This window comes from Marinobacter sp., from assembly GCF_034669625.1.
Classification (GTDB): Bacteria; Pseudomonadota; Gammaproteobacteria; order Pseudomonadales; family Oleiphilaceae; genus Marinobacter.
The window spans coordinates 47381-71339 of sequence record NZ_JAXMOY010000004.1 but is presented as its reverse complement, the minus strand read 5'-3'; the positions used below and the strand labels follow the sequence as shown (position 1 = coordinate 71339).

General features: G+C 52.4%; 28 protein-coding genes and 1 tRNA gene. 17 read left to right on the top strand and 12 right to left on the bottom strand.

Features of this window, described 5'->3' with window-relative positions; translation table 11 throughout:
• Positions 1-8 precede the first annotated feature (8 nt).
• Positions 9-638, top strand: coding sequence for a TetR/AcrR family transcriptional regulator (locus VOI14_RS04930; RefSeq protein WP_323750923.1), 630 nt, complete (start codon positions 9-11; stop codon positions 636-638).
• Between the two features lie 7 nt (positions 639-645).
• Here VOI14_RS04930 and VOI14_RS04925 read toward each other — a convergent pair whose 3' ends face one another.
• Positions 646-1068, bottom strand: coding sequence for a phasin family protein (locus VOI14_RS04925; RefSeq protein WP_323750922.1), 423 nt, complete (start codon positions 1066-1068; stop codon positions 646-648).
• 353 nt (positions 1069-1421) lie between these two features.
• Here VOI14_RS04925 and VOI14_RS04920 point away from each other — a divergent pair, with 353 nt between their 5' ends.
• The 4 genes from VOI14_RS04920 (at position 1422) to hemH (ending at position 3934) form a co-directional block, all read left to right on the top strand.
• The gene (locus tag VOI14_RS04920) at positions 1422-1859 is read left to right on the top strand and encodes a YeeE/YedE family protein (protein WP_323750921.1); all 438 of its coding nucleotides are present in this window, start codon (positions 1422-1424) and stop codon (positions 1857-1859) included.
• A gap of 4 nt (positions 1860-1863) precedes the next feature.
• Complete coding sequence (locus VOI14_RS04915; protein WP_323750920.1) at positions 1864-2298, top strand: DUF6691 family protein; 435 nt, start codon at positions 1864-1866, stop codon at positions 2296-2298.
• 71 nt (positions 2299-2369) lie between these two features.
• Entirely contained in the window at positions 2370-2798 is a 429-nt protein-coding gene (locus VOI14_RS04910; protein WP_323750919.1) for a TIGR01244 family sulfur transferase, read from the top strand.
• Positions 2799-2821: 23 nt separating this feature from the next.
• Complete coding sequence (hemH, locus tag VOI14_RS04905) at positions 2822-3934, top strand: ferrochelatase (RefSeq protein ID WP_323750918.1); 1113 nt, start codon at positions 2822-2824, stop codon at positions 3932-3934.
• A gap of 26 nt (positions 3935-3960) precedes the next feature.
• Here the strand turns inward: hemH and VOI14_RS04900 are convergent, their stop codons facing one another.
• The 8 genes from VOI14_RS04900 to glpK form a co-directional block, all read right to left on the bottom strand.
• Complete coding sequence (locus VOI14_RS04900; RefSeq protein ID WP_323750917.1) at positions 3961-4182, bottom strand: hypothetical protein; 222 nt, start codon at positions 4180-4182, stop codon at positions 3961-3963.
• A 137-nt stretch (positions 4183-4319) separates the two neighbouring features.
• Positions 4320-6068: an ABC transporter substrate-binding protein gene (locus tag VOI14_RS04895; protein WP_323750916.1), complete on the bottom strand. Its 1749-nt coding sequence runs from the start codon at positions 6066-6068 to the stop codon at positions 4320-4322.
• 174 nt (positions 6069-6242) lie between these two features.
• Positions 6243-6518 carry a DUF2160 domain-containing protein gene (locus tag VOI14_RS04890; protein ID WP_323750915.1) on the bottom strand — a complete coding sequence of 92 codons (276 nt, stop codon included), beginning with the start codon at positions 6516-6518 and terminating at the stop codon, positions 6243-6245.
• Between the two features lie 11 nt (positions 6519-6529).
• A complete protein-coding gene (locus VOI14_RS04885; protein WP_323750914.1) occupies positions 6530-7336 on the bottom strand; it encodes a carbohydrate ABC transporter permease in 807 nt (268 codons plus the stop codon).
• A gap of 10 nt (positions 7337-7346) precedes the next feature.
• Entirely contained in the window at positions 7347-8213 is an 867-nt protein-coding gene (locus VOI14_RS04880) for a sugar ABC transporter permease (RefSeq protein ID WP_323750913.1), read from the bottom strand.
• The gene (locus VOI14_RS04875; protein WP_323750912.1) at positions 8213-9313 is read right to left on the bottom strand and encodes an ABC transporter ATP-binding protein; all 1101 of its coding nucleotides are present in this window, start codon (positions 9311-9313) and stop codon (positions 8213-8215) included. The genes VOI14_RS04880 and VOI14_RS04875 overlap by 1 nt, the downstream gene beginning before the upstream one ends.
• Entirely contained in the window at positions 9313-10407 is a 1095-nt protein-coding gene (locus VOI14_RS04870; protein WP_323750911.1) for an ABC transporter ATP-binding protein, read from the bottom strand. Before VOI14_RS04870 ends, VOI14_RS04875 begins: the two co-directional genes overlap by 1 nt.
• A gap of 110 nt (positions 10408-10517) precedes the next feature.
• Entirely contained in the window at positions 10518-11990 is a 1473-nt protein-coding gene (gene glpK / locus VOI14_RS04865) for a glycerol kinase GlpK (protein WP_323750910.1), read from the bottom strand.
• 214 nt (positions 11991-12204) lie between these two features.
• Here glpK and VOI14_RS04860 point away from each other — a divergent pair, with 214 nt between their 5' ends.
• The 7 genes from VOI14_RS04860 to VOI14_RS04830 all read left to right on the top strand — a co-directional run bounded on the left by VOI14_RS04860 (position 12205) and on the right by VOI14_RS04830 (position 18477).
• Entirely contained in the window at positions 12205-12963 is a 759-nt protein-coding gene (locus VOI14_RS04860; RefSeq protein ID WP_323750909.1) for a DeoR/GlpR family transcriptional regulator, read from the top strand.
• A 131-nt stretch (positions 12964-13094) separates the two neighbouring features.
• Positions 13095-14591 carry a glycerol-3-phosphate dehydrogenase gene (glpD, locus tag VOI14_RS04855; protein ID WP_323750908.1) on the top strand — a complete coding sequence of 499 codons (1497 nt, stop codon included), beginning with the start codon at positions 13095-13097 and terminating at the stop codon, positions 14589-14591.
• 242 nt (positions 14592-14833) lie between these two features.
• Entirely contained in the window at positions 14834-15400 is a 567-nt protein-coding gene (locus VOI14_RS04850; protein WP_323750907.1) for a PEP-CTERM sorting domain-containing protein, read from the top strand.
• 350 nt (positions 15401-15750) lie between these two features.
• Positions 15751-16266 carry a GspH/FimT family pseudopilin gene (locus tag VOI14_RS04845; RefSeq protein ID WP_323750906.1) on the top strand — a complete coding sequence of 172 codons (516 nt, stop codon included), beginning with the start codon at positions 15751-15753 and terminating at the stop codon, positions 16264-16266.
• Positions 16263-16649, top strand: a complete 387-nt coding sequence (pilV, locus tag VOI14_RS04840) for a type IV pilus modification protein PilV (protein WP_323750905.1) — start codon at positions 16263-16265, stop codon at positions 16647-16649. The genes VOI14_RS04845 and pilV overlap by 4 nt, the downstream gene beginning before the upstream one ends.
• The gene (locus VOI14_RS04835) at positions 16649-17266 is read left to right on the top strand and encodes a PilW family protein (RefSeq protein WP_323750904.1); all 618 of its coding nucleotides are present in this window, start codon (positions 16649-16651) and stop codon (positions 17264-17266) included. The genes pilV and VOI14_RS04835 overlap by 1 nt, the downstream gene beginning before the upstream one ends.
• Positions 17263-18477: a hypothetical protein gene (locus VOI14_RS04830; RefSeq protein WP_323750903.1), complete on the top strand. Its 1215-nt coding sequence runs from the start codon at positions 17263-17265 to the stop codon at positions 18475-18477. The genes VOI14_RS04835 and VOI14_RS04830 overlap by 4 nt, the downstream gene beginning before the upstream one ends.
• Before the next feature lie 224 nt (positions 18478-18701).
• Here the strand turns inward: VOI14_RS04830 and VOI14_RS04825 are convergent, their stop codons facing one another.
• Together VOI14_RS04825 and VOI14_RS04820 are read right to left on the bottom strand one after the other, a co-directional pair.
• On the bottom strand, positions 18702-20642 hold the full coding sequence (locus VOI14_RS04825) for a hypothetical protein (RefSeq protein WP_323750902.1): 1941 nt from the start codon (positions 20640-20642) through the stop codon (positions 18702-18704).
• Between the two features lie 319 nt (positions 20643-20961).
• Positions 20962-21052, bottom strand: a tRNA-Ser gene (locus VOI14_RS04820).
• Positions 21053-21344: 292 nt separating this feature from the next.
• Between VOI14_RS04820 and VOI14_RS04815 the strand changes: the two genes are divergently transcribed.
• The 5 genes from VOI14_RS04815 (at position 21345) to VOI14_RS04795 (ending at position 23564) form a co-directional block, all read left to right on the top strand.
• Positions 21345-22064: a Bax inhibitor-1/YccA family protein gene (locus tag VOI14_RS04815; RefSeq protein ID WP_323750901.1), complete on the top strand. Its 720-nt coding sequence runs from the start codon at positions 21345-21347 to the stop codon at positions 22062-22064.
• Positions 22065-22166: 102 nt separating this feature from the next.
• Entirely contained in the window at positions 22167-22577 is a 411-nt protein-coding gene (gene tusD / locus VOI14_RS04810; RefSeq protein ID WP_323750900.1) for a sulfurtransferase complex subunit TusD, read from the top strand.
• Position 22578: 1 nt separating this feature from the next.
• Complete coding sequence (locus VOI14_RS04805; RefSeq protein WP_323750899.1) at positions 22579-22929, top strand: DsrE family protein; 351 nt, start codon at positions 22579-22581, stop codon at positions 22927-22929.
• 12 nt (positions 22930-22941) lie between these two features.
• On the top strand, positions 22942-23235 hold the full coding sequence (tusB, locus tag VOI14_RS04800; RefSeq protein WP_323750898.1) for a sulfurtransferase complex subunit TusB: 294 nt from the start codon (positions 22942-22944) through the stop codon (positions 23233-23235).
• 2 nt (positions 23236-23237) lie between these two features.
• A complete protein-coding gene (locus VOI14_RS04795; protein WP_323750897.1) occupies positions 23238-23564 on the top strand; it encodes a TusE/DsrC/DsvC family sulfur relay protein in 327 nt (108 codons plus the stop codon).
• Here VOI14_RS04795 and VOI14_RS04790 read toward each other — a convergent pair.
• Positions 23559-23945 (bottom strand): hypothetical protein, encoded by a 387-nt coding sequence (locus tag VOI14_RS04790; RefSeq protein ID WP_323750896.1) that lies wholly within the window; start codon positions 23943-23945, stop codon positions 23559-23561. The genes VOI14_RS04795 and VOI14_RS04790 overlap by 6 nt on opposite strands.
• Between the last annotated feature and the right edge of the window lie 14 nt (positions 23946-23959).

The following is a 23959-nucleotide window of genomic DNA, read 5'->3' as shown; positions in this document are numbered from 1 at the left end:
GATCCGTCATGAAAAAAATAAAAACCAGGGACAGGATACTCAACATCAGCTTGCAGCTGTTCAACAGTCTTGGTGAACCGAACGTCACCACCTTGTTGATCTCTGACGAGCTGGAAATCAGTCCAGGCAACCTTTACTACCACTTCAAAAGTAAAGGCGACATTGTTGAGGAGCTGTTTGAGAGCTTTGAGGCTGAAATGCTGGATTTGCTCGCGGTACCGGAAGATGCAGAGGTACCACTGGACCAATTCAGCTTCTTTCTGCACCTACTGTTCGAGACGGTTGCCCGCTACCGCTTCCTGTATCAGGATTTGGTGAACGTGCTGTCTCGATACGATCAGCTACAGGTGCGTTTTCGACGGATATTGAAGAAGAAAAATCTGGCTTTTCAATCGCTGTGCACAAGCTTTCAGCGGCAGGGATTGATGAACATTGAAGCGAAAGAACTCGATGCCATCTGCCAACAGCTAACACTGACGGTTTGCTACTGGAGCAGTTTCGACACACTCTCGCATCTGGATGATCGGGAGTTCGTCGATCCCGGTAAAGGGGTGTATCAGATTTTGCATCTGATACTGCCCCATCTCACCGAGGACAATAAAGAGGAAGTAAAGCTGATCAGTGAAACCTATATCTAACGGTCACTTACTCTTCTTCATCTCTGCGGTTTGATCCATTTCCACGAAGCTTGGCTAGTTCAGCTTCCAGGTATTCGATACGACTTTCCAGCGCCTGGATGTCTTCCTTGCGATGAATGCCTAATCGACGCAAAGCTCCGGAAACGCGCTGATCGAACATGTGCTCAAGCTTATCCCAAGTGCCGGTTGCTCGCTCACGGACTTCGTCGACCCGGTCTTCCACGGTACGAATTTGCTTGCCGACAACTCCGCGAGTTTTGGACTCAAGCTGCTCACCTTCCTGAACTAGGCGTTCAAAGAATTTGCCAGCGTCTTCTTCGGCTTTGGTATAGGCACCAAGTCCAGCCAACCAGATCTGACGAGCAGAGTCCTTAATCTTTCCTGGAAGCTGCGGATCTGTCTCGGGTGTTTGATCATCGTGCTCAGACATGAGTACCTCTTGAATACGAGCAATAGGATTAGTTGCCCATTATATTACAGCCACCTTTTGATTGCAGTGCTTGTAGCGATACCGCTGGAGCCCTTGTTACGAAAGGCCGCAATATAAAGAACGTTGGCATATGAAGAAATGTTTTCAAAGGAAATGGCTCAAAGCTTGAGTTGTACGAAATATGGTCAATACTTCTCGATACCGGTGTCCCAGTTGATGCCGGTTTGTCTGGAAGTCTTTCATGGATACTACTCGCACGCCTCAGCCCGGCATCCCAAGCCGGGCTTTTTTTTACCTTATCTCCTGTTATTATATGCTTATTCCAAACGCGGAAATTGATCAAGAGGTGATCCATGATAGACATTGCCTGGAGTGAGTTTACGCCCCTCAGCGCATTGACTGGCGGAGCTCTGATTGGCCTCGCCGCCGCCAGCTTCCTTCTGTTGAACGGTCGCATTGCCGGTATTAGCGGCATTCTCGGCGGACTGCTTACGCCGATGCGTAACGATATGATTTGGCGCCTGGCGTTTCTCGGCGGTCTGATCGGAATGCCCATCGTTTGGCAGCTGTTTGCCGAGCTACCGGAAATCGAGATCAACGCCGGCTTCCCGGCCATTATCATTGCCGGGCTATTGGTCGGTGTTGGCACCCGCTACGGGTCCGGTTGTACGAGCGGTCACGGTGTGTGCGGCTTGTCGAGGCTGTCGCCCCGCTCTCTGGTTGCCACGCTGAGCTTCATGGCAGCGGGCTTTGTCACGGTTTATATTATTCGTCACCTGATCGGAGCCTGATCCCATGAAATATAACGTTGCTTCTTTGGGTGCCGGCTTGATCTTCGGTTTGGGGCTCATCATTTCTGGCTTGGCTAACCCGGCTAAAGTTCTTGGCTTTCTGGACCTTGCCGGTCTTTGGGACCCTTCGCTCGCTCTCGTTATGGGCGGGGCCATTCTCATCGGCCTTTTTGCCTTTTCGGTCGCGCGCAAGCGAAGCCTATCGCTGCTCGGCTTTAACATGAAGCTTCCGACGAACACCAAGATCGACAAACGCCTTGTCGGCGGCAGCTTAATGTTTGGTGTTGGCTGGGGCATTGCTGGCTTCTGCCCTGGCCCGGCTTTGGTTGCCGCTGGCGCAGGCGAAATTAAAGGGATAGTCTTTGTCGCGTCCATGGTGGCAGGTATGATGCTCTTTGAACTCATTGAGCGGAAACGCGCGCATTCAGTCGGAAGCTAATCCAAAGATTGTGCTCATATCCGTGCCGGACTTATCAGTCGTCCGGCTCACCCAAACTTCGGAGAAGACCCGTGGATATCAGAAAAATTGACGACAACATTTCTGTTGCCCCCCAAATTGCCATCGAAGATATCGCCGAAATTGCCCGCCTTGGTTTCAAGACATTGATAGCGAACCGGCCTGATGGCGAAGAATACGGGCAGCCCCCGATGTCCGACATCCAGGCAAGTGCCGAGGAACATGGGTTAAAATGGGTCTATCTGCCTGTTGCTTCCGGCCATATTACCGATGAGGATGTCGATGCCTTCGCCCCCATGTTTCAGGAGGCAGAAAAACCAGCCTTGGCGTTTTGCCGATCCGGCACCCGTTGTACCGTATTGTGGGCACTCAGCTCAGCGCGGGAACAGGATCCACAGGACCTGCTCTCAGCAGCGTATCGGGCGGGTTATGATCTGACCGGGCTGATTGGCCGTATGCAGCAGCAAAATAACCAAAGTTAACACCCATCAACCGGAAAGTTTCAATGCCATACCAAGGGACTGAAAATTTCAGCCACAACCAGGCCGAGCGCCTGGGTGTTCTTGTCACCAATCTGGGCACACCAGACGCACCTACCCCATCAGCGTTACGAAAATATCTGGCGGAATTTCTATGGGACCCGCGTGTTGTCGAAGTACCACGTCCACTTTGGTGGCTGATACTGCATGGGGTCATCCTACGCATCCGCCCCAGACGAAGCGCAAAAGCCTATGCAGGGGTATGGTCTCCCGAAGGGTCTCCGCTCTTGGTACACACGGCCAAGCAAGCGGAAGGCATCAGAGAAGCATTACAATCGCGCTATGGCAGTAACGTTGTGGTTGGCTTTGCGATGCGATATGGCAATCCATCTATTCCCCGTGTACTGGATGAAATGCAACAGCAGGGCGTGAATAAACTTCTGGTGCTGCCCCTGTACCCGCAGTATTCCGCCTCAACCTCCGCTTCCACCTTCGATGCGATTTCCAAGAACTTTATGGGCCGCCGCTGGCTCCCTGATTTCCGCTTCGTATCCCATTACCACGACTTCCCTGCCTATATCGAGGCGATGGCTCAGCATATCGAGTCACACTGGGCAGAACACGGTCGTAAACAGAAACTGATTCTCTCGTATCACGGCATACCGCTTAAGTATCTGCTGAAGGGCGATCCCTATCATTGCGAGTGCCATAAAACGTCTCGCCTGCTGGCGGAACGGCTGGGACTCAAGAGTGACGAATACCACACCACCTTCCAATCGCGTTTCGGGCGCGAGGAATGGCTTCAGCCCTATACCGATGAAACGCTGAAATCACTGCCCGCCGCCGGCGTGAAGTCCATAGATGTGTTTTGCCCCGGATTTTCGGCCGACTGTCTGGAAACCGTTGAGGAAATCGATGAGGAGAACCGGGAGTACTTTATGGAAGCCGGTGGTGACGACTTTGCTTACATCCCCTGCTTGAATGCCACGCCGGGCCACATTGATGCGCTGGTGCAGCTTGTTGAGGAGAACATTCAAGGCTGGACCATGCCCACGAACGATAGTGAACAGCTGGAAGTTCGAGGCAAGATGGCAGAAGAACGCAAAAAGGCCACCTTCGCTGGCCGGGACGATATCTGAGCGCTTGAGACCAAGTGCCACCACTCTTACTTGGGGTGGTGGCTCTTGGCGACTTCAGTTTTCGCCACTTCCCCTTCACGTTCCAGGTCAGGCAAGGCTTGGCAGAACGTGCACTCTTCCGTATCAATCGCCGCTCCGCCCGATTCTACATAGCGAATTCTGTGGCTTGCATTGCCACGATTGGCCGATACCGAAAATCGACGATCTTTACGCTTTTCCTGATCGGAAAGCCTATCGTTATGCGACATAAAATACCTCCCTTCAGTACAATCTTGATGGTCGCGAAACCGCTAGGCAAACGCTATACGAGGTTAGACGGACTGGGCTTCAGGGCGGGATGATCTACCCACCGCACAAAGCGACGGCGGGCAGATCCTTTCAGACATCAGTTTTTACGAGCATCTTCCCAGGTTTTGAGCAGCTCCGCATAGGGAACTGTTCTGCCCGGTGCTTTCTCGTTCTCCAGTTTTGGCTTAGGTGCGCCTGGCTGCTCCAGCCAGTACTGAGGGTCGCGGGGTTTGTTCAGTTTCGGACCACAGTTAGGCATGACATTGGCTCGCTCCAGACGCTCCATCACACGGTCTTGAGCATCAGCAAGACCGTTCAGAGCTTCTTGCGGCGTTGCTTCACCACTGGCAGCCTGTGCAATGTACTGCCACCAGAGTTGTGCCAGTTTCGGATAATCCGGAACGTTGGTACCGGTCGGAGTCCACTGGACGCGTGCCGGGCTGCGATAGAACTCGACAAGACCGCCGAGTTTCGGGGCCATCGCTGTCATGTGCTCCGAGTTGATATCAGAGTCACGAATGGGTGTAAGGCCTGCGATGGTTTTCTCCAGCGACACGGTCTTGGCAACGGTGAACTGGGCATAAAGCCACGCGGCCAAACGACGCTTCTCGGGTGTGGAGTTCAGGAAAGTCCATGAACCTACGTCCTGATAACCCAGCTTCATGCCCTCTTCCCAGTATGGGCCTCGAGGTGAAGGCGCCATGCGCCATTTAGGCGTGCCGTCTTCATTAACCACTGGCAGGCCATCTTCGATCATGCTTGCGGTGAAAGCGGTGTACCAGAACACCTGCTGGGCAATATTACCTTGAGCCGGAACCGGGCCGGATTCAGAGAACGTCATACCGGTTGCTTCAGGTGGCGCGTATTTCTCCATCCAATCGACATATTTGGTGGTCGCATAAACCGCCGCAGGCCCGTTCGTGGCACCGCCACGTGATACGTTCGAACCTACCGGGTGGCAGCCTTCAACACGAATCCCCCACTCGTCCACTGGCAGACCGTTAGGCAAGCCTTTATCGCCGGCACCGGCCATGGAGAACCACGCATCGGTAAAGCGCCAACCCAGTGACGGGTCTTTCTTACCGTAATCCATGTGACCATAGACCTTCTTACCGTCAATCTCCTTCACGTAGACGGTAAAGAACTCGGCAATATCTTCATACGCAGACCAATTAATAGGAACGCCCAGCTCATAGCCGTAGCGGTCCTTAAACTGCTTCTTCAGATCGTCTCTTTCGAACCAGTCCGCGCGGAACCAATACAGGTTTGCAAATTGCTGACTAGGCAGTTGATACAGCTTGCCGTCCGGTCCCGTGGTGAAATCCAGTCCGATAAAATCATCGAGATCCAGAGTGGGTAGCGTCAGGTCTTTGCCCGACCCGTTCATGATGTCCTCGACCGCCACCACTTTGCCGTAGCGAACGTGGGTACCAATCAGGTCGGAGTCGTTTACATAACCGTCGTAGATATTCCTGCCAGACTGCATTTGGGTTTGCAGCTTCTCGATAACGTCGCCTTCCTGGATCAAGGTATGATTAAGCTTGATACCGGTAATGTCAGAAAATGCTTTGGCTAAAACGTTGGATTCGTACTCGTGGGTCGCAATGGTTTCGGAGACTACGTTGATCTCCATACCACGGAAATCTTTCGCAGCGTTGGTGAACCAGGCCATCTCTTCCAGCTGCTGCTCTTTGGTCAGGGTTGATCTCTTGAATTCGTCAGTTACCCACTTTTCAGCGGCATCTGAATACTGATCCGCGTAGGCTTGCAGGCTGAGCCCCATCGTGGCTGCGGCGATAGCAGCGCTGAGTATTAGGGCCCCGGGATGTTTTTTATTCTTGGACATATCCGACCTCATTTACTGTTTTTGTTGGGAGCGCGCCACAAACCGCACTCGGGGTTTATTTCAACATCACATACACCATGAAAATTGTGTTCGTTTAGGTTTGATGAGCGTTTTCAAACACTGTTTACAAGCTAGTTCGCAAACGAACCCTTTACAAATTTCAACACGGGTCTATTAGCCCCACCGCAGCAGCACCAGCAACCAAAGCACCGAGACACCCAATGCGACCCACAAACTAATGTCGCTGACGGCCAGAAAGGCGAGGTGAATATAGGCCGCTGACAACAAGCCAATGAAAAGGCGGTCTCCGCGGGTCGTTTCAATGGGCAGGAAACCCTTGCGTTCCGAGCAAGGTGAAACGATTTCGTAAACCGTCATAACGGCCAAAATGGCAGCGATGACCGCAAAGAACATGGCAACGCTGGGAGTCCAGTTCATCCATGCAATCATAAGTTTTCTCCTCAAACGCGCCCGAGCGCGAAGCCTTTAGCCACGTGGTTGCGAACAAACCAGATCACCAGCAAGCCGGGAATAATGGTCAACACACCGGCGGCGGCCAGAACACCCCAATCAATACCGCTCGCTCCGATGGTGCGAGTCATGATGGCTCCAATGGGTTGGGCATCCACCGACGTCAACGTTCTCGCCAACAACAACTCGACCCAAGAGAACATGAAAGCGAAGAAAGCCGTGACGCCGATACCAGAGCGAATCATCGGCAGAAACACTTTCACGAAGAATCTCGGAAAGCTGTAACCATCGATGTACGCCATTTCGTCGTATTCCCGAGGGACCCCTTTCATGAACCCTTCGAGAATCCATACGGCCAGGGGCACGTTGAACAAGCAGTGAGCCAGCGCTACCGCAATGTGGGTATCGAACAGGCCAATCGATGAATACAGTTGGAAAAAGGGCAGCAGGAAAACCGCGGGTGGCGCCATACGATTGCTGAGCAGCCAGAAGAACAGATGCTTGTCGCCCAGGAACTTGTATCGACTGAACGCGTATGCCGCTGGTAAAGCCACCAGCAACGTGATAACCACGTTAATGGTCACGTAGGCCATGGAATTCAGATAGCCGTTGTACCAACTTGGGTCGGTGAAAATCACCACGTAATTCTCAAGGGTAAAATTCTCCGGCCACATGGTTAGCCCGCCAAGGATCTCCTGATTGGTTTTGAACGACATGTTCAACAACCAATAGACGGGGGTTAGCAACAGAATAATAAAGGCCGTGATCGCGATATTTTTCGAGCGGGCTTGCTTCATCACACTCTCCTTATTGTTCTTTGTCGGCGTGAGTGATCGCAGTGAAGAACAGCCATGAAATCAGCAGAACGATCAGGAAATAAATCAGGGAGAATGCCGCCGCACGGCCCAGATCAAACTGCCCTATCGCCATGGTCGTCAAGGTTTGGCTCAGGAAGGTGGTCGAACTGCCCGGGCCCCCCCCGGTTAGAACAAACGGCTCGGTGTAAATCATAAAGCTGTCCATAAAGCGCAACAGCACAGCAATAATCAGCACACTTTTTAGTCGTGGGAGCTGTATGTAGCGGAAAACCGCCCACTTGGATGCCCGGTCTATTTCTGCCGCTTGATAAAAGGCTTCAGGAATCGCACGCAGGCCGGAATAACAAAGTAATGCTACCAAGGGAGTCCAGTGCCAGACATCCATCAACAATACCGTTAGCCAGGCGTCGACGGTGTTACCGGTATAGTTATAATCAACACCCAATTGGTTGATCCCCCAGCCAAACAAGCCGATGTCACCCCGGGCGAAGATTTGCCAGATCGTTCCAACCACGTTCCAGGGGATCAGTAACGGAATAGCCACCAGAATCAAGCACAGCGAGCCCTTGATGCCAGACTTAGGCATCATCAGCGCAACGCTGATGCCCAGTGGGATCTGTATCAACAGCACGGCGCCCGAAAACAAAAACTGGCGAAGCAAAGAGTCTTGCAAGCGCTCGTCGGTGAGCACCTCCTTGAACCATTCCGTACCCACAAAATACGCTTGCCCCGGCCCAAAGATATCCTGAACGGAATAGTTGACCACGGTCATCAGTGGAATGAGCGCCGAAAACGCCACCAACAAGAACACCGGCAACACCAACCACCAAGCTCGATTGTTCGGGATCTTATCCATCACGATCGCTCCTGCATCAGGAATTCGTCGACATACAGCATCGTCCACTGAGGTGGCATCGAAAGGTGGACGCGACTGCCAATCTTCGCCTCGAAATCCTCATCGACTCGTACTTTCAGTGTCTTGGCATCGAGCCCTACATCGATTATTTTGTAAGTCCCAAGATCTTCCATATCCAGGACCTCTACCTCATAAGAATTCTTTTTATCTTCAAGAGTTAACTCCATGAATTCAGGGCGTATACCAATCTTAAGATTATTGGAGTCAAGGCGATTCAAATGCTCGATCTGCCAGGACGTCAAGTTCACCTCCGTTGCACCAAAGCGGACGCCAGCCTCGCACCGCTCAACTTCAATGAGGTTCATTCCGGGGCTACCAATAAAGTAGCCAACGAAGGTGTGATTGGGTTGCTCGAACAACTCGGTAGGCGTGCCGAACTGGACAATCTGGCCGTCATACATAACCGCTATTTTGTCGGCAAAGGTGGACGCTTCTAATTGATCATGCGTCACATAAACCATGGTGATATCGAATTGCTCGTGGATTTGCTTGAGCTTGCGGCGCAACTTCCACTTGAGCTGAGGGTCGATGACTGTCAGAGGCTCATCGAACAGGATGGCGGACACGTCTTCTCGCACTAGCCCTCGCCCCATGGACACCTTCTGCTTTTCGTCGGCCGTCAGGTTCTTGGCTTTCTTGTGCAGCTTGTCCTCGATCTCCAGAACTTCGGCGATCTCTTGCACACGCTCCTTGATACGCGCTGCTGGGACTTTGTTGTTCTTCAACGGAAACGCGAGGTTTTGGTAGACGGTCATCGAGTCGTAAATCACCGGAAACTGGAAAACCTGTGCGATATTCCGATCCCGTGGCGAGAGCGCATTGACTCGTTTGCCGTCAAACAACACTTCGCCTTCCGATGGCTGAACCAGGCCTGAAATAATGTTGAGCATCGTGCTCTTCCCGCACCCGGACGGCCCCAAGAGCGCATAAGCACCGCCTTTGTGCCAGACGTGGTCGAGCTGACGAATCGCGTAATCTTCCGGGCCTGCGGGCGATTTACTGTAGCTGTGAGCCAGTGACTTTAAGTGAATCTCAGCCATTACACTCCCCTCCCCGAAACCTGCGACGGCATGTGCACCAGTTGTTCGTGGGTGTCGAAAACGAACAGTTTGTTCATCGGCAGGTACACGTTGATGGGGGCGCCTGTGTGATATTGATGCACCCCCATCGATTGAGTCACCATTTCGAAATGGCGGTTCTCGACATGCATAAAGGTTTCAGAGCCACTGATTTCACTCAGAGCCACTTCCACAGGTATTTCAAGGTCGTCATCGTTGGTGGGAGCCAGAGCGATATGGCTGGGCCGGATTCCAAACCAGTATTCGCCAGGTTTTAGATTGGCTAGCTCTTGCGTCAGAGCGTGGCGGGTGTCTTCGTCAAACGAAAGTTCGGTATCGGAAACGCGGCCGCGAAGCAGATTCATAGGCGGTTCGCTGAATAGCTGAGCTGCCAGCGTATTCACCGGCTTGCGATATACCTCCATCACCGGGCCGCTCTGCACCACCTTGCCTTCATGCAGCAGTGTGGTAGTGCCACCCAAGGCCAAGGCTTCGTTTGCCTCGGTTGTCGCGTAGACAGCAATGCACTGGCGTTCCCGGAACAAATCCCGAAGTTCGGCCCTCAACTCCTCTCGCAACTTGTAATCGAGGTTAACCAGGGGTTCATCGAACAGCACAAGCGTGGCGTCTTTAACCAAGGCTCGCGCCATCGCCGTGCGCTGCTGCTGACCACCGGAAAGTTCAAGGGGAAACCGCTTCAGCAGCGGTTCAATTTGCAGCATCGCCGCGGTTTCTTTCACTCGCCGATCGATTTCCGATTCCGGCATTTTCGCAAGCCGCAGCGGTGAGGCGATATTTTCGTAGACAGAAAGGTTCGGATAATTGATGAACTGCTGATAGATCATTGAAATATTGCGGCGCTGGACACTTTGTCCGGTTACATCGTCTCCGTTGTAAATCAACCGGCCTTGTGTCGGCTTGTCCAGCCCCGCCATCAGTCGCATTAACGAGGTTTTACCCGCGAGCGTCCGACCCAGCAAAACGTTGAACGAGCCGGCCTCAAATGTCAGGTTAGCATTCCGAATGTAATCGACACCGTCGACTATTCGGGAAAGGTTCTCGAGCGTTAAGGACATGTGTCTTCCTTGTTGTTCTTGTGAAAACGTGTCCGGGCAACGAATCGCGCCCTGTTATCCAGTGTTAGCTGCGATAGAACAAGGGCTCACGATGGCAAAGCCATGCCGGCCTATAGCTTTTGTACAGCATTAATCCAGCCCTCATACAAACGGTCACGATGCTCTTTCGTCATCATCGGGGTAAAGCGACGATCGCATCGCCACAAATCCGAAAGGTCTTCCAGCGAGTCGTAAACGCCGGCCTTCAACCCTGCCAGATACGCCACACCCAGAGCCGTGGTTTCCACCAATGACGGCCGGTCTACGGTTGCCCCAAGAATGTCAGCCAGGAACTGCAATACCCAACTGTTCGCAACCATTCCGCCGTCTACCCGGAGTGTAGTTGGCCGAATGCCGTCCTTCTCCATGGCCTTCTGCAAATCCTTCGTCTGGTAACACACGGACTGCAACCCGGCGGTAACAATCTCTTTGATTCCCGTGTCCCGCGTTAATCCAAAGATAGCCCCTCGGGCGTCAGGATCCCAGTAAGGTGCCCCGAGCCCGGTAAATGCAGGCACCAAATACACCCCATGGTCGACCGGTGTTCCCTGCGCTAAAGGTTCGGTATCGCAGGCGTCGTTGATCAGCTGCAAACCGTCCCGCAACCACTGAATGGCAGCTCCGGCGATAAAAATGCTGCCTTCCAAAGCATAGGTGGTTTTTCCATTAAGGCGATACGCTACGGTAGTCAGTAGGCGATGTTCCGAACGCAGCGCCTTGTCTCCAGTGTTGAGCATTAAAAAACAGCCTGTGCCGTAGGTGCTTTTGGCCATTCCAACCTCGAAGCAAGTCTGCCCGAACAAGGCAGCCTGCTGATCCCCAGCGACACCGTACACTCGCGTACCGTTAAGCGCGCCGCCCTCGGTAATTTCACCGAAGTCATCGGATGAGTCCATAACCTCCGGCAACAGCGATGCCGGAATATCGAACATTTCCAGCAGGTCTGTGTCCCACTGCTGGGTATGAATGTTAAACAGGAGCGTGCGACTGGCGTTGGTGGCATCGGTGCGGTGCACCTGGCCTTCGGTCAACCGCCAAAGTATGAACGTATCCACGGTACCGAATGCCAACTCCCCACGTTCAGCTCGCTCTCTGACACCCGCAACGTTCTCGAGCACCCAGCGAATCTTTGTGGCGGAAAAATAAGGGTCGATTAGCAAACCCGTCTTTCCGTGCACCCAGGGTTCGTGGCTGCTTAGCTTCAAGGATTTACAGTAATCCGCCGTTCGCCGGTCTTGCCAGACAATGGCGTTGTACACCGGCTCGCCGGTTTTTCGGTCCCATATAATGGTTGTTTCACGCTGATTGGTGATACCTACCCCGAGTACTTCATCGTCTGGGCCGAATTCTTCTGCCATCACAGAGTCGCACGTACGCTTCACCGTTGACCAAAGGTCCTCGGGATCGTGCTCTACCCAACCGCTGTCCGGGAAATGCTGAGGGAATTCCTCTTGTCGAACTGCGTGTATATTGCCGTCCAGATCAAAGAGTATGGCTCGGGAGCTGGTGGTTCCTTGATCAATGGAAAGTAGGTACTGACTCATGCGTTATCGGCCTCACGTTCATTTTTGTTCGCATTTTTGCTTTTTTGAACAACAAATACCAAGATTTTTCGGTTCATTACCCATATATAGCATTCAAAGCGGCATCCGACCTGCCGTAACGGCTGCATAAAGTTGGCAAAACAACTAAACTTTCGCTGAATTTTCGGTGACACTCACACTCGAACAATAGACTGGCATAGGCAGGGCATATTGAATGGCACAAAGGCGTCGGCAGGAACTCATCCTGGAGTTGATCCAGGAAAACGGCTTTGTCACCACCGACCAGCTGGTAGATCAGTTTCAGGTTACGCCACAAACTATTCGCCGGGATTTAAACGAGCTGGCCAAGCATAAGAAGTTGCGGCGTCACCACGGCGGTGCGGGCATAGACTCGAGCACTGTGAATACCGCGTATCAAGACCGGAAAATAATGGATCTTGAAGCGAAAGAGCGTATCGCCGACGCCATGGTAAAACTCATCCCCGACAATTCTTCGCTGTTCATTAATATCGGTACCACCACTGAAACCATTGCTAAAGCTCTACTAGGGAAGAGCGGTTTACAGGTGGTGACGAACAACCTGCATGTGGCCTCGATCCTTTCCGCCAAAGAAGACTTTCACGTCATTATCGCCGGCGGTGAAGTAAGGAGCCGTGATGGCGGCATAGTTGGTGAGGCAACCCGCGATTTCATCAACCAATTCAAGATGGATTTCGGCATTATCGGGATCAGCGGTATTCACAACGACGGTTCACTTCTGGATTTCGATTACCGTGAAGTGCGCGTCGCACAGGCCATTATTGCTAACTCCGGCCAAACACTGCTGGCTGCAGACCACTCCAAGTTTGGTCGTAACGCAATGGTGCGGCTGGGTACCATCACCCAGGCCGATCACGTGTTTACCGATGAGAAGCCGCCTGAAGAAATTGCGAAGATGCTCAAAGAACACAGCGTAACCCTGCATTTGGTTTGATCCCCCTCCTCTCACCCGCCTCGAACACTCTCTTTCCATTTTCGTTTTCTTTCCAATTTTCCTTTACGAACATTGCGGACTTTCGCATAATGATGAAACGAATTTATTAAGGCGTCGGGAGATCATCAGCCATGTCAGCAGAACATCCACATTATGATGTCGTCGTCGTGGGCGGAGGCATCAATGGTACGGGCATCGCCATGGATGCGGCAGGCCGGGGCCTAAAGGTTCTGTTGTGCGAAATGAATGATCTGGCCTCTGCCACCTCTTCAAATAGCAGCAAGCTCATCCACGGTGGACTGCGCTATCTGGAGCACTACGAATTCCGGTTGGTGCAGAAAGCGCTGGCTGAACGAGAGTCTCTGCTGCGCAACTCCCCGCATATTATGCGCCCGATGCGATTCCGCCTGCCCCACCGCTCCCATTTGCGCCCGGCCTGGATGATTCGAACGGGACTCTTTCTCTATGATCACCTGGCTAAGCGTGAAATATTGCCGGGCTCCCGCTCTATCCGCTTTGACGATTCCGGGCCACTGAAGCCGGAAATGACCCGCGGTTTCGAATACTCAGATGGCTGGGTCGACGATGCCAGGCTGGTTGTACTGACGGCCAAGAAAGCGCAACAGGCCGGCGCAACCATCCTGACTCGCACAAAATGCGTAAACGCAAAGCGCGGAAAAGACCAATGGCAAGTAACTCTTCGCGACACCGCTACAAACGCAGAGCAGACGGTTACAGCGAAATCCATTGTTAACGCCTCAGGCCCTTGGGTTAGTGCCCTGTTTGGTGAAGCGCTCTCCATGCCCGCGCCCAAGATGATTCGCATGGTTAAAGGCAGCCACATTGTTGTGCCGCGTCTTAACCAGGAAGAAGAAGCTTACATTCTACAAAACGAGGATGAGCGGATCGTTTTCGTGATTCCTTACGAAGATAACTTTTCACTGGTGGGCACCACTGACGTCGAATACGTAGGCGATCCGTCGAAAGCGAAAATTTCACCGGAAGAAACGACCTACTTGCTGGAAATCGTAAACGATCACTTCAAACGGCAGTTGCAGCCCTCTGACGTGGTTTGGTCGTATTCCGGTGTTCGACCACTGATGGACGGTGAAGAAGAGAATGCCCAAAAGGCTTCACGCGATTACACGTTCGAAGTGAGCGACGAAAAAGGCAAAGCGCCACTGATCTCGGTATTCGGCGGCAAGATCACCACTTACCGAAAGTTAGCCGAAGCTGCCACAGACAAGCTTTGCAACTTCTTTGAGAGTGCGGGCGATCGCTGGACCAAAAAAGCCGTCCTGCCTGGTGGTGATTTCGACAATCAGGACAATCTTGCAGCCACGCTCAAACAAGATTATCCGTGGCTACCAGACAACCTCGTTCGCCGATACGTTCGGACCTACGGCACCCTATCCCGCGACGTTCTATGCGATTGCACTTCCATTAATGATCTTGGTCGACTCTTTTCAGGCACGCTCTATGAGCGAGAGGTGAACTATCTGGTACACAACGAGTGGGCTGTGACATCAGAAGACATCTTATGGCGTCGCACCAAACAGGGGCTGTACGCCAAAGCCGATGACGTCGAGGCATTGGACCAGTATCTGGAAAATTTAGCTGGGCGTTAGCGGTTTACAGCTGACCATTAAGAATGTCGTTAGTTGCTTGGAGATTTATAGACCCAGCGCACCGGAGGCGTCTTTGCGTCAGTTTTTTTAACACACCAACCTAGCCTACAAACATAAGTCCTTCTTTTATATCCCACGGTATAAATCTTGCACTCACTCGAATATTCGAAAGAGGGCGAATTCTAGCGACTAGCTGCCGCAGGGTTCGCCTCCTCTCCTTTATTGCAAGAGCTGACATAATTATGAAACACACCATCAAATCACTGATCTTGTTGTTGGCTCTTGGTTTTATGTCGCCGGCTAATGCCGCCCTGATCACCTACGCCTACAACGACAAAATATCGAATCAATTTGAGTCTTACGATGCCGCTGCCCTATTCACAGTAGATGATCAGCGAAGCGGATTGGTTTCGGCTGTGTTTACCAGCACCCCTATTTCCTTCTCTTGGTCGGGGTTCGTTCCCTTAATGTACGCGCAGCCTGTCAGCAATGTTGGGCGCCTTTACGAAAATGGATTCGAGCCGTTCGATGTTGGCGACTACGAGTGCTTCCTGTTCCTCGACCTATTCTGGCTCGAAGCCGGGGAAAACATCTTCCACAACTTGCATAAAACAGCTCCCTTTGAAGGTGCCCATGTCGCAAACCTCACCACCGAAACCGGCTATTCTTTCACTGGCAGGCTCACAAAACTGACAACCACTCAGGTGCCCGAGCCCACACCGCTAGCACTTTTTGGCCTCGGACTACTGGGATTAGCAGCGCGTCATTCAAGAGAGCTGCGAAAGAAAACTCTGGCAGCCTTCGCATAGCCACAGTCGTTTTGTCCTAAAATGCCTCAAAAAATATCCCCTGCACCGTAAAACTCTGAAAAATAGGGTTTATTAAGCTCATAAGATAGGGCAAAATCTCTCACGTAACTAAGCGAACCTCGAAGGCATGAATGGATGCCGACCTTCCTCAGTAAGCTTCCCTTACCTATTAGATCCGAACGCTAAACGTCTCCCTTCGGCCACACTGTCGGCTACGAAGCGGAAGACGCTCGCCCGTTTGACGATTTTATTGGATGAACAAACACCCAGAGTTGGCAGGGCTTCAGTGGCTCAAATAGGCATATTCAGGGAAACCTAAGCAGCTAACCAGAATACAGCAGGGGTATTGAGTGCAGGCATCAACAACCCATACACCAAAATTCCGAACAAACGGCTTCACGATTCTTGAACTGATCATTACTCTTGCGGTTATCGCTATCCTCGTCAATATCGCGATTCCCTCGTTCTGGACCACCCAGCAAAGCATGCGCGTAGGATCTGCCGCTAACAATCTCCACGGCATCATCCATCATGCACGCTCAGCAGCCTCCAAAACACAGCAAAACCTTCAGCTGTGCCCCATGGACGGTGACTGGACAAAGGGCGTTTACACCACGTTCGCCGCTTGCGATGGCACGGTGCCCAGCGACCCCGAGCGTCGAAGCTATGAGTTTGACAGCCAGGTGACGGTTAAGACGGAGTGGAGTACCAACGGCTTGACGTTTACCGCCGATGGCGCAGTTACCTCTGACAAAGCTATTACGCCTTTCGACCTTGGAGGCACCTCCTCTCGCGTTACGGTCAGGCGAGTGAGGCTGACGACCACCGGAACCTCCAAGATCGAGCATGTTGGCACAGGCACATGATGAACAAACAAAGCGGAATAACGCTCATTGAGGCACTTATCGCAATGCTCATTTTGTCGATTGGTGTACTGGCTCTAATTTCATTAGTGACCAGCGCGGTCGTGGCTTCGCACCGAGCGGATCAGCATGCACTTATGCGAGTGATCGCAACCGATATTCAAGAACGCGCATGGATTCACTCCAACCCGGGTGACAGCTGCAACAATTCAGTAGCGATCGCAAACCTGAATTCGTGGTCCAGCCACCCACTTATCAACGAACCATCTACACCACCAATGAGCCTGTCGGTTAGAAATGATGGTGGCTGCATACTCACAATCACCCCACAGGGCAACACGGCAGCAATGGAATTCCAAGTCACCGGACCTGGGGGAGCATCTTGATGAAGCAATCCGCCAGCGGTTTCACCTTGATTGAGCTGATGATCGCAATGCTGATCGGTCTGGTCGTGTCAGCCGGTGCGATTCAGATGTTTCAGCATGCCATGACGCAGACCAACCGAGCTAACGAAATTCAGAGAACCCAGCAAACATTGCTGGCGACCATAGAGCACGTCATTCCGCGTATACGAACCGCGAGCGTGGTGAGCCCTGATCCCGACGATGCAAACGGTAACGGCCTTCAGATCACCCGAACAGCCAGCTCGACCAACCCTGGCAACAACTGCACCGGTGCTCCGAATACCGCAGGGGCTGTCGTGGTCGAGCGTTATTTCATAAGCGGCCAGGACCTCAACTGCGAAAGCAACGGACAAACCGCCGTAGTCGCATTCGACATCGTCAGCTTCAACCTGAACCGCCTTTACGAAGACACCAATGGCGATGGCCGGGGTGATACCACACACACAAAGCCACTCCCAAACAGCGGTGTGATGGTAGGTGCAGAAATAACAATTGAGCAGCCTTTGGTGGACGGTGGCTCACGAATAATCCCTATGCATATAGCGCTGCGCAATAACGCCCTTGCCAACCGAAACAAACGCGGAGACTTCAGCCCATGATGAACCACAATGACCAAAAGGGCTTTGCCCTGATTACGGTACTCATCATGCAACTCATGATCGGCATTTTGGCTGTATCGGCCATAGACACCGCCATACTCGGAATGCGTCAAAGCAGCGCAAGCCAGCAAGCCCACACCGCTTACAACATGGCCGAACAAACGCTGTTAGCCGGCGTACGGTGCATCCAGTCAGAGCATAGTAATGGGAAAGATCGAAACCAAATTAAGAACGATTGCGCGAACGACAACTTGGCATTAGAGGACGTAGCCCCGCGATCACTGCTCCTGACGGCCCAGGGAGAGCTTGCTACCGGAGCCCGTCGAGATCTGAGCCTGCTCGCGACACAACCATTTTCTAGCACGTTATTCGATGCTGACGCGGCCTACACCTGCTTTGGGGGGAACTGTACTTTTAGTCCGCCGACCAGTGCAGCATCACCAGGCGCGGACGGAACCGATCGCTGGCTGCCGGGCCAAGAGGCTGGAGATGCCGATATTTTAGCGCAAGGCTGCGGAGCTAATGGCAGCCATAGTCCACCTGAAAATCCAAATGGCAAAGATGACAAGGCCGGCATTATTATCCCAGACGGCACCATTGTTGAAAGCAACGGCAACGGCAACGGCAACGGCAATGGCAATGGTGGTGGAAGTAGCGGCGGGAAAAGTCAGTTTGAAGGAAACCCCGCGATTGTGGATACCCCAGAAAGCTATGCCGATAATTACGGTGAAGACGGCGAACTGGCACACGAGGCTACCGAGAGAGCCGAAATAGAACTCAGCGATCAGATTGAGATCTTAGCGAGCACCGCCGAAGGAAGTGAAGGTGACATATCTTTGAATGAAAGTGAAACCGGTATATGGCTCGTTGGAGATGGTCAAACACTGTCCCTGAGCGGAAAAACGGCCGGTGGAACCATCATCCTGGATGGCGGAACCTTGGAACTAAGCGGCAATGAATGCTTTGCCGGACTGGTAGTCGCTCGAAATGGAGGCTCCATTACCACTTCTGGCACCCCTGCCATCGTCGGGGCCGTCCTACAGGTTGCCGGATTTATGCAAAGAGACAGCCTTCAAGGCAATTCGAGCGTGTATTATTCTTCAGCGGTATTGGGGTGGGCGCAAGAGATCGCAAATAACCTCGATAGCGGTGACAAGTGGAGCGTTAGCAACTTTGATCAGACCGTTGTCGCAAAGAGTCACGAGGGCTAAGTTTGATCGAGAATATCGGTATTACCAACTGGTATCGCATTTTCTAAGCCGTTTCTGCCTTTAATATATTCGATTTCACACTCTCGAGTAATCAATGGTGGCCATCGTGAATGCTGCAGGTTAGCGGGTTCACATCCGCTTTGAAGTGTATCCGTTTTTAGCATCCGGCAACCTCGGTTTGTACCGTCGGTTGCCGGATTAACGCAGCTCAGAAACCCGCTTATTTAGAAAGGTAGTTTCTGGAACATCACATCTGTGAACTGAACGCTACCCGCCGGTAGTTGATCAAACCGGATCTCTGCACGAACAAGGCTTGCGAGGTCCAGCTCGCTGTTGAAAATTGGGAGTGCATCCAGACGGAAAGGAACCATGTTGTTAATAGTCTTCCCTCCAGTGTCCCGTGCTGACACCGGGAGCCCGGGCGGCGCGTACAGAGCATCGCTATAATCGCTGGCCAGTAGACTCACTGATACGCCATTGGCATCGGTTAACACCAGCGTAAAATCCTGCCCCAACATGTTATCCGGTGTTGTGCTCACCCCCATTCGCAGACTGAGGAAATCCATGTCACTGACATCCAGGCCAGTTTCCGAGAGTTCAAAACTCGCATAGGCCGCTGCACCGACATAAGCCACAGAAATCTGCGGTGCGCCAGAAATCGTGGCCGGTGAGATACAGCGATCCAGATTCCCATCAGCGAGGTCATCGCGGCTGTCGAGCCCGCCGCCAAAGCCCGGGTTACACCAGAACAACTCATCGGTTGCCCCAGAGCTATTAGCATTGCCCAGATTGTTCTGCTCCAACGAAGTCACATCCAGCGTGTCATCAACCACAATGATCGAGTCCTTAGGCTGCTGAAACGACAAATGAATGAGCTCATCGCATGTTTCCACCCCCACTGGGCACGCACTTTCCGGCAGGCTTTCCTTTCCTCCCCAGTACCCTGCAAACTTTGTCTCACCGCCAACGAAGAGTCGCAAAAAAGAGGCGATCAGGAATTCGCCATGCCGCTCCTGATCGCTACGTGCAAAACGTCCCCCAACTGGCGACGCTTCAGAACAATATGGATCGAAACCGTTCAAAGTAGCATCATCATTGAACCAAAAGCTGTTGTAATAGTTATGGTTGGCGCCAATCGAAGTGATCATATACTGAGCACCCTGAGTATTTTCCGGGTTGTAACGCAAATTGTCGTACATATAAATGCCATGGGGGTTAGCCACATCGCCATCACAGTACGGAGATAAAGTTACCCAGGCCGTATTGGTTGGAGCTTCCTGACTGAAATCAGTCGGAGCAAGCGAAAACACCCCGAGAATCTCATGTGCGCGGGTGAAAGAGTTGTCACCGTTGTTCCGGTTGTTGATAGTGAAGTCCCGATTGTAAGAGACAGCCTTGGCCACCGCGTTACCCCCACGGGAGTGCCCCATCAACCCTACCCGCTCACTATCGGTGACGCCGGATAGTGCAACAAGGCTGGTTCCCTGTTGGTCAAAACGGTAAATTGAATCCGGGTTTGTGGCTATGTCACGAACAATATCCAAATGATGCAGCAGGAGCTCGGCGCGTGCCGTGATACCGGCGTCGTTGGAGCTTCCACCATCCTGGGCATTAATATCATTTGCGTCGATGGACAAAACCACATAGCCGTGACTAGCCATGTTTTCAGCTATGTAGTCATACCCCTTGTCCGACCGAATTGGCTCCAGGCCGCTGGCTTCACAGTCGGTGTCGGACGACTCGTTACCGTTTTCGTTGCCCGTCGTAGAACACGTTGAATGACGACCGTGTTGAAATAGAATCACCGGAAAGCCACCCTCAGGAACTGCCTGCTCCTCTGTTAAAACCGGGAAGTGCATGACTCCGGCCACATCGGATTCGAACGTTTCAGTCCTTCGTCCTTCATCATCGATTCTGGAGGTGACTTGCAGAGGTGCATAACGGTAATCGATTGGACCGGCAACCTGATATGACCCAAAATCGTCAACAGCGGGTGCCACTCCATCAAAACGCTCAGCGCCACTGATTATCGTCTCAACCCCATCTTTTGGCTCAGCATTGATCGGGTTGCTGGCTTCCACACTCTCGGTGCTACTACTGTCCCCGCCCCCACATGCAGTGAGAAATGCGGTCATGGCAGCCAAGCTTAAGACGTTGATTTTCATTCGGAGGATTCCTAAGTTGCGAATGCAGCTTAGACTCAGCAACTAACGGGCCAAAAGCATTACGGCCAACATTGGCGCCTGTTGCAGAGAAACTATCGGAGAAAGACGATCTGGAAATTGTGTGACGCTGTCCCGTTTTGAGGCAACGCTTTTTCAAACGCCCGTTTTAAGTGCGCGCTCGAACACAATCGCCCCCCCTCAACAAATACCAGAAAGAACGTGGAACAGAATGGCAGACATGCCCATTGCTCTTCTGCAAGGTCTGGAACGTGAGATGGATATTTAAATACAAGAAAGGAAGTGAAAACTAAGAAAGAAATGGCGGTGGGCCAGGGATTCGAACCCCGGGAAGGCTATTAACCTTCGGCGGTTTTCAAGACCGCTGCATTCAGCCGCTCTGCCAGCCCACCGCATCTTTCTCGCCATCATGTCGACAGCGGTGTGCATGATACCGGAATAGCCTATGCTGTCAACGGTCTGTATCGAAATTCCTAAAATTCTCGTTCATTTTCTTTATATTGATCATCCTTTCAACAATCTTGACAAGGTGGACGAAGTGTAATGAACTTCTTGGCTGGGTTTATTGTCCTAAATGATTGAAAGTTGCGCATACAACCTTATTATGGGCTACAGGTTAGAGGGAATCAGCAAGGCGAGATCAGCCCGTGCCCTCCCCGCCGTTTGATAAATTCGGAGACGAGAATGGATAACAGGCAATACAACGTTCAAAGCCAGGGTGGCCTCCAAGTCGCTCGAGGCAGCGCTACGGGCGCCATTAGCCCGGCAGCAACCAAAGTTCTACGCAACACCTACACCCTTCTGGCAATGACACTCCTGTTCAGTGCTGTCATGGCCGCTGTTTCCATGAGCATTGGCTTGAGCCGAGGCGCAAGCTTGGTATGCAGCTTAGGTGCACTGGCACTGGTATGGCTTGTTCTACCAAGAACCGCCAACAGCTCAGCTGGCATCGGTGTTGTTTTCGCCTTCACAGGACTTTTGGGCCTTTCACTCGGCCCCATCCTGATGCACTACCTGCAGTTTTCTAACGGCAGCCAGATCGTTATGCAAGCACTGGGCGGCACAGCCGTGGTGTTTCTGGGACTGTCAGGCTACGTGCTGACCACCAAGAAAGACTTCAGCTTCATGCGTGGCATGTTGGTCGCAGGCATGATGGTGGTTATCGTCGGCATGCTCGGTGCTTTCGTCGCGAGCCTGTTCGGCGTTCAAGTAACCGCATTCAGCCTCGCCATGAGCGCAGCCATCGTGCTCCTGATGTCTGGCTTCATCCTTTACGATACCAGCCGTATCGTGAACGGTGGCGAAACAAACTACATCATGGCAACTACCGGGCTGTACCTGAACATCTACAACCTGTTCGTCAGCTTGTTGCACCTGATTGGCGCCTTCAGTGGCGATGACTGATTCAGCTCGCTGAACCAGCCTCCAGAAACCCCGGCACTTTGCCGGGGTTTCTGCTTTCGGTACACTCATAATCTGATCTACCTACTACCAGAACTCTCACACATGCCGAATTCGCTTGCTTATACGCTTGTTATCACGGGCGCTCCATGGACCACTCAAGCGCCTCAAACTGCCTTAATGTTCGCCAGAGGGGCTCTGTCGGCCGGGCACAGAATTGACCGCGTATTCCTCTACGGAGAAGGCGTGCACCTGGCCTCCAGCTTGAGCTCCCCACCTTCCGATGAAGTGCATTGGCCGCAACAGTGGTCCGATCTACTAAAAGAACACAACATACCGGCCGCAGCCTGCATTGCCTCTGCCTTGCGCCGGGGTCTTGTCGATGAAACGGAACAGGCACGCTACGAATTGGCCGGTAACAATCTCCGCTCACCTTTCATCATTGCAGGATTAGGTGAATGGGTAGAAGGAAAACAGACCTCTGATAGAACCCTCTACTTCCATGGAGGAGGCTGACGTGACCACACTCATCGTGATCGATCAGGCACCCTACGGTTCTTGGGCCGGGCGTGAAGCGCTGGATATGGCCTTTTCACTAGCGGCGTTTGATCAGCCTGCGGCTATGCTGTTTATCGGCCCTGGCGTTAATTGGCTCCGTAAAGGGCAGCAACCGAGCGATGTAGGCCAGAAGTCAGCAGAAAAGAATCTGTCCGCCGCCCCCATGTTCGGGATAGAAGCACTGATTGCAGACAAACACGCCTGCCAGCAGTATGGGTTGAATGAAGAGGCAATGCTTTCCGGAGTGGAACTGGCAGGTAATCTTCAAGACGTATTGAACCACCACCAACAAGTGGTATTCGCAGGCTAAAGAGCAGAGATTATGACTGGCAATTCATCGAGCCGCGCTACGCTCCACATTTTGAACAAAGCCCCTGAACACCCAAGACACGTCGCTTGCTTGCATGCGCTGGCACCTGCGGACACATTGGTATTGATCGAAAACGGCGTACTAAGCGCTGCTGGCACCCAGTTGAGTCTCCCCTGCCAGCTCTATGCTCTGAAGGCAGACATCGAAGCCAGGGCGCTTGAGAGTGCAGTCGGTGACATCGAAACGATCGATTACAGCGAGCTGGTGCAGCTGACGGAAAAACACGAAAAGATAATCAGTTGGTAAACATGAGCCATTCAAATCTACCCGTACGAAACAACGAAGGTTTTCTAGAAGAATCGAGCAGCTGGACTCCCGATGTCGCCATTGCGATTGCAGCCGAAGACGACATGGTTCTCAATGAGAATCATTGGGAAATCATTGAGTTTCTGAGGGGTTTTTATAAAGCGCATGAAATGTCACCGCCTTCGAATCGACTTTTCGTGAAAGCCGTGAAAGACAGCTTAGGCGAAGAGAAAGGAAACAGTATCTACCTGATGCAACTGTTTCCGGGGACGCCAGCCAAAACAGCCAGCAAAATAGCCGGCCTGCCTAGGCCCACGAACTGCCTATGAACGATGCCGGGGCTCACGGGTATCGGACGTGTTTTCAGGCTCACTCTCACTGGCCGCAGATTTCTGCATGTCAGCGGCTCCACCCAAAAAACTGCTTAAGCCGTTCTCAAACAGGTCAGAACCAAACTTCATGAATTGCCTGGCAGGATCTTTGGTTGCGCCTTCCCATGCTCGCTGGGGTGCCTCTCGGGCTGCATCCTTAACGCCTTGATGCACACCGCGCGTTACCTTGGGCTCGATCTCTTCCACTGCATCAATAAGCTCCTGAACCTTTTGTGACAGCCATGGACGCACAATCAAGTACCAAAAACCGGCCAAAACGACACCCACGGTGAGAACCGTGACCGCCACCTGAATCGCAAGTTGTACCCATATCGGCATAAACAAATTCTCTG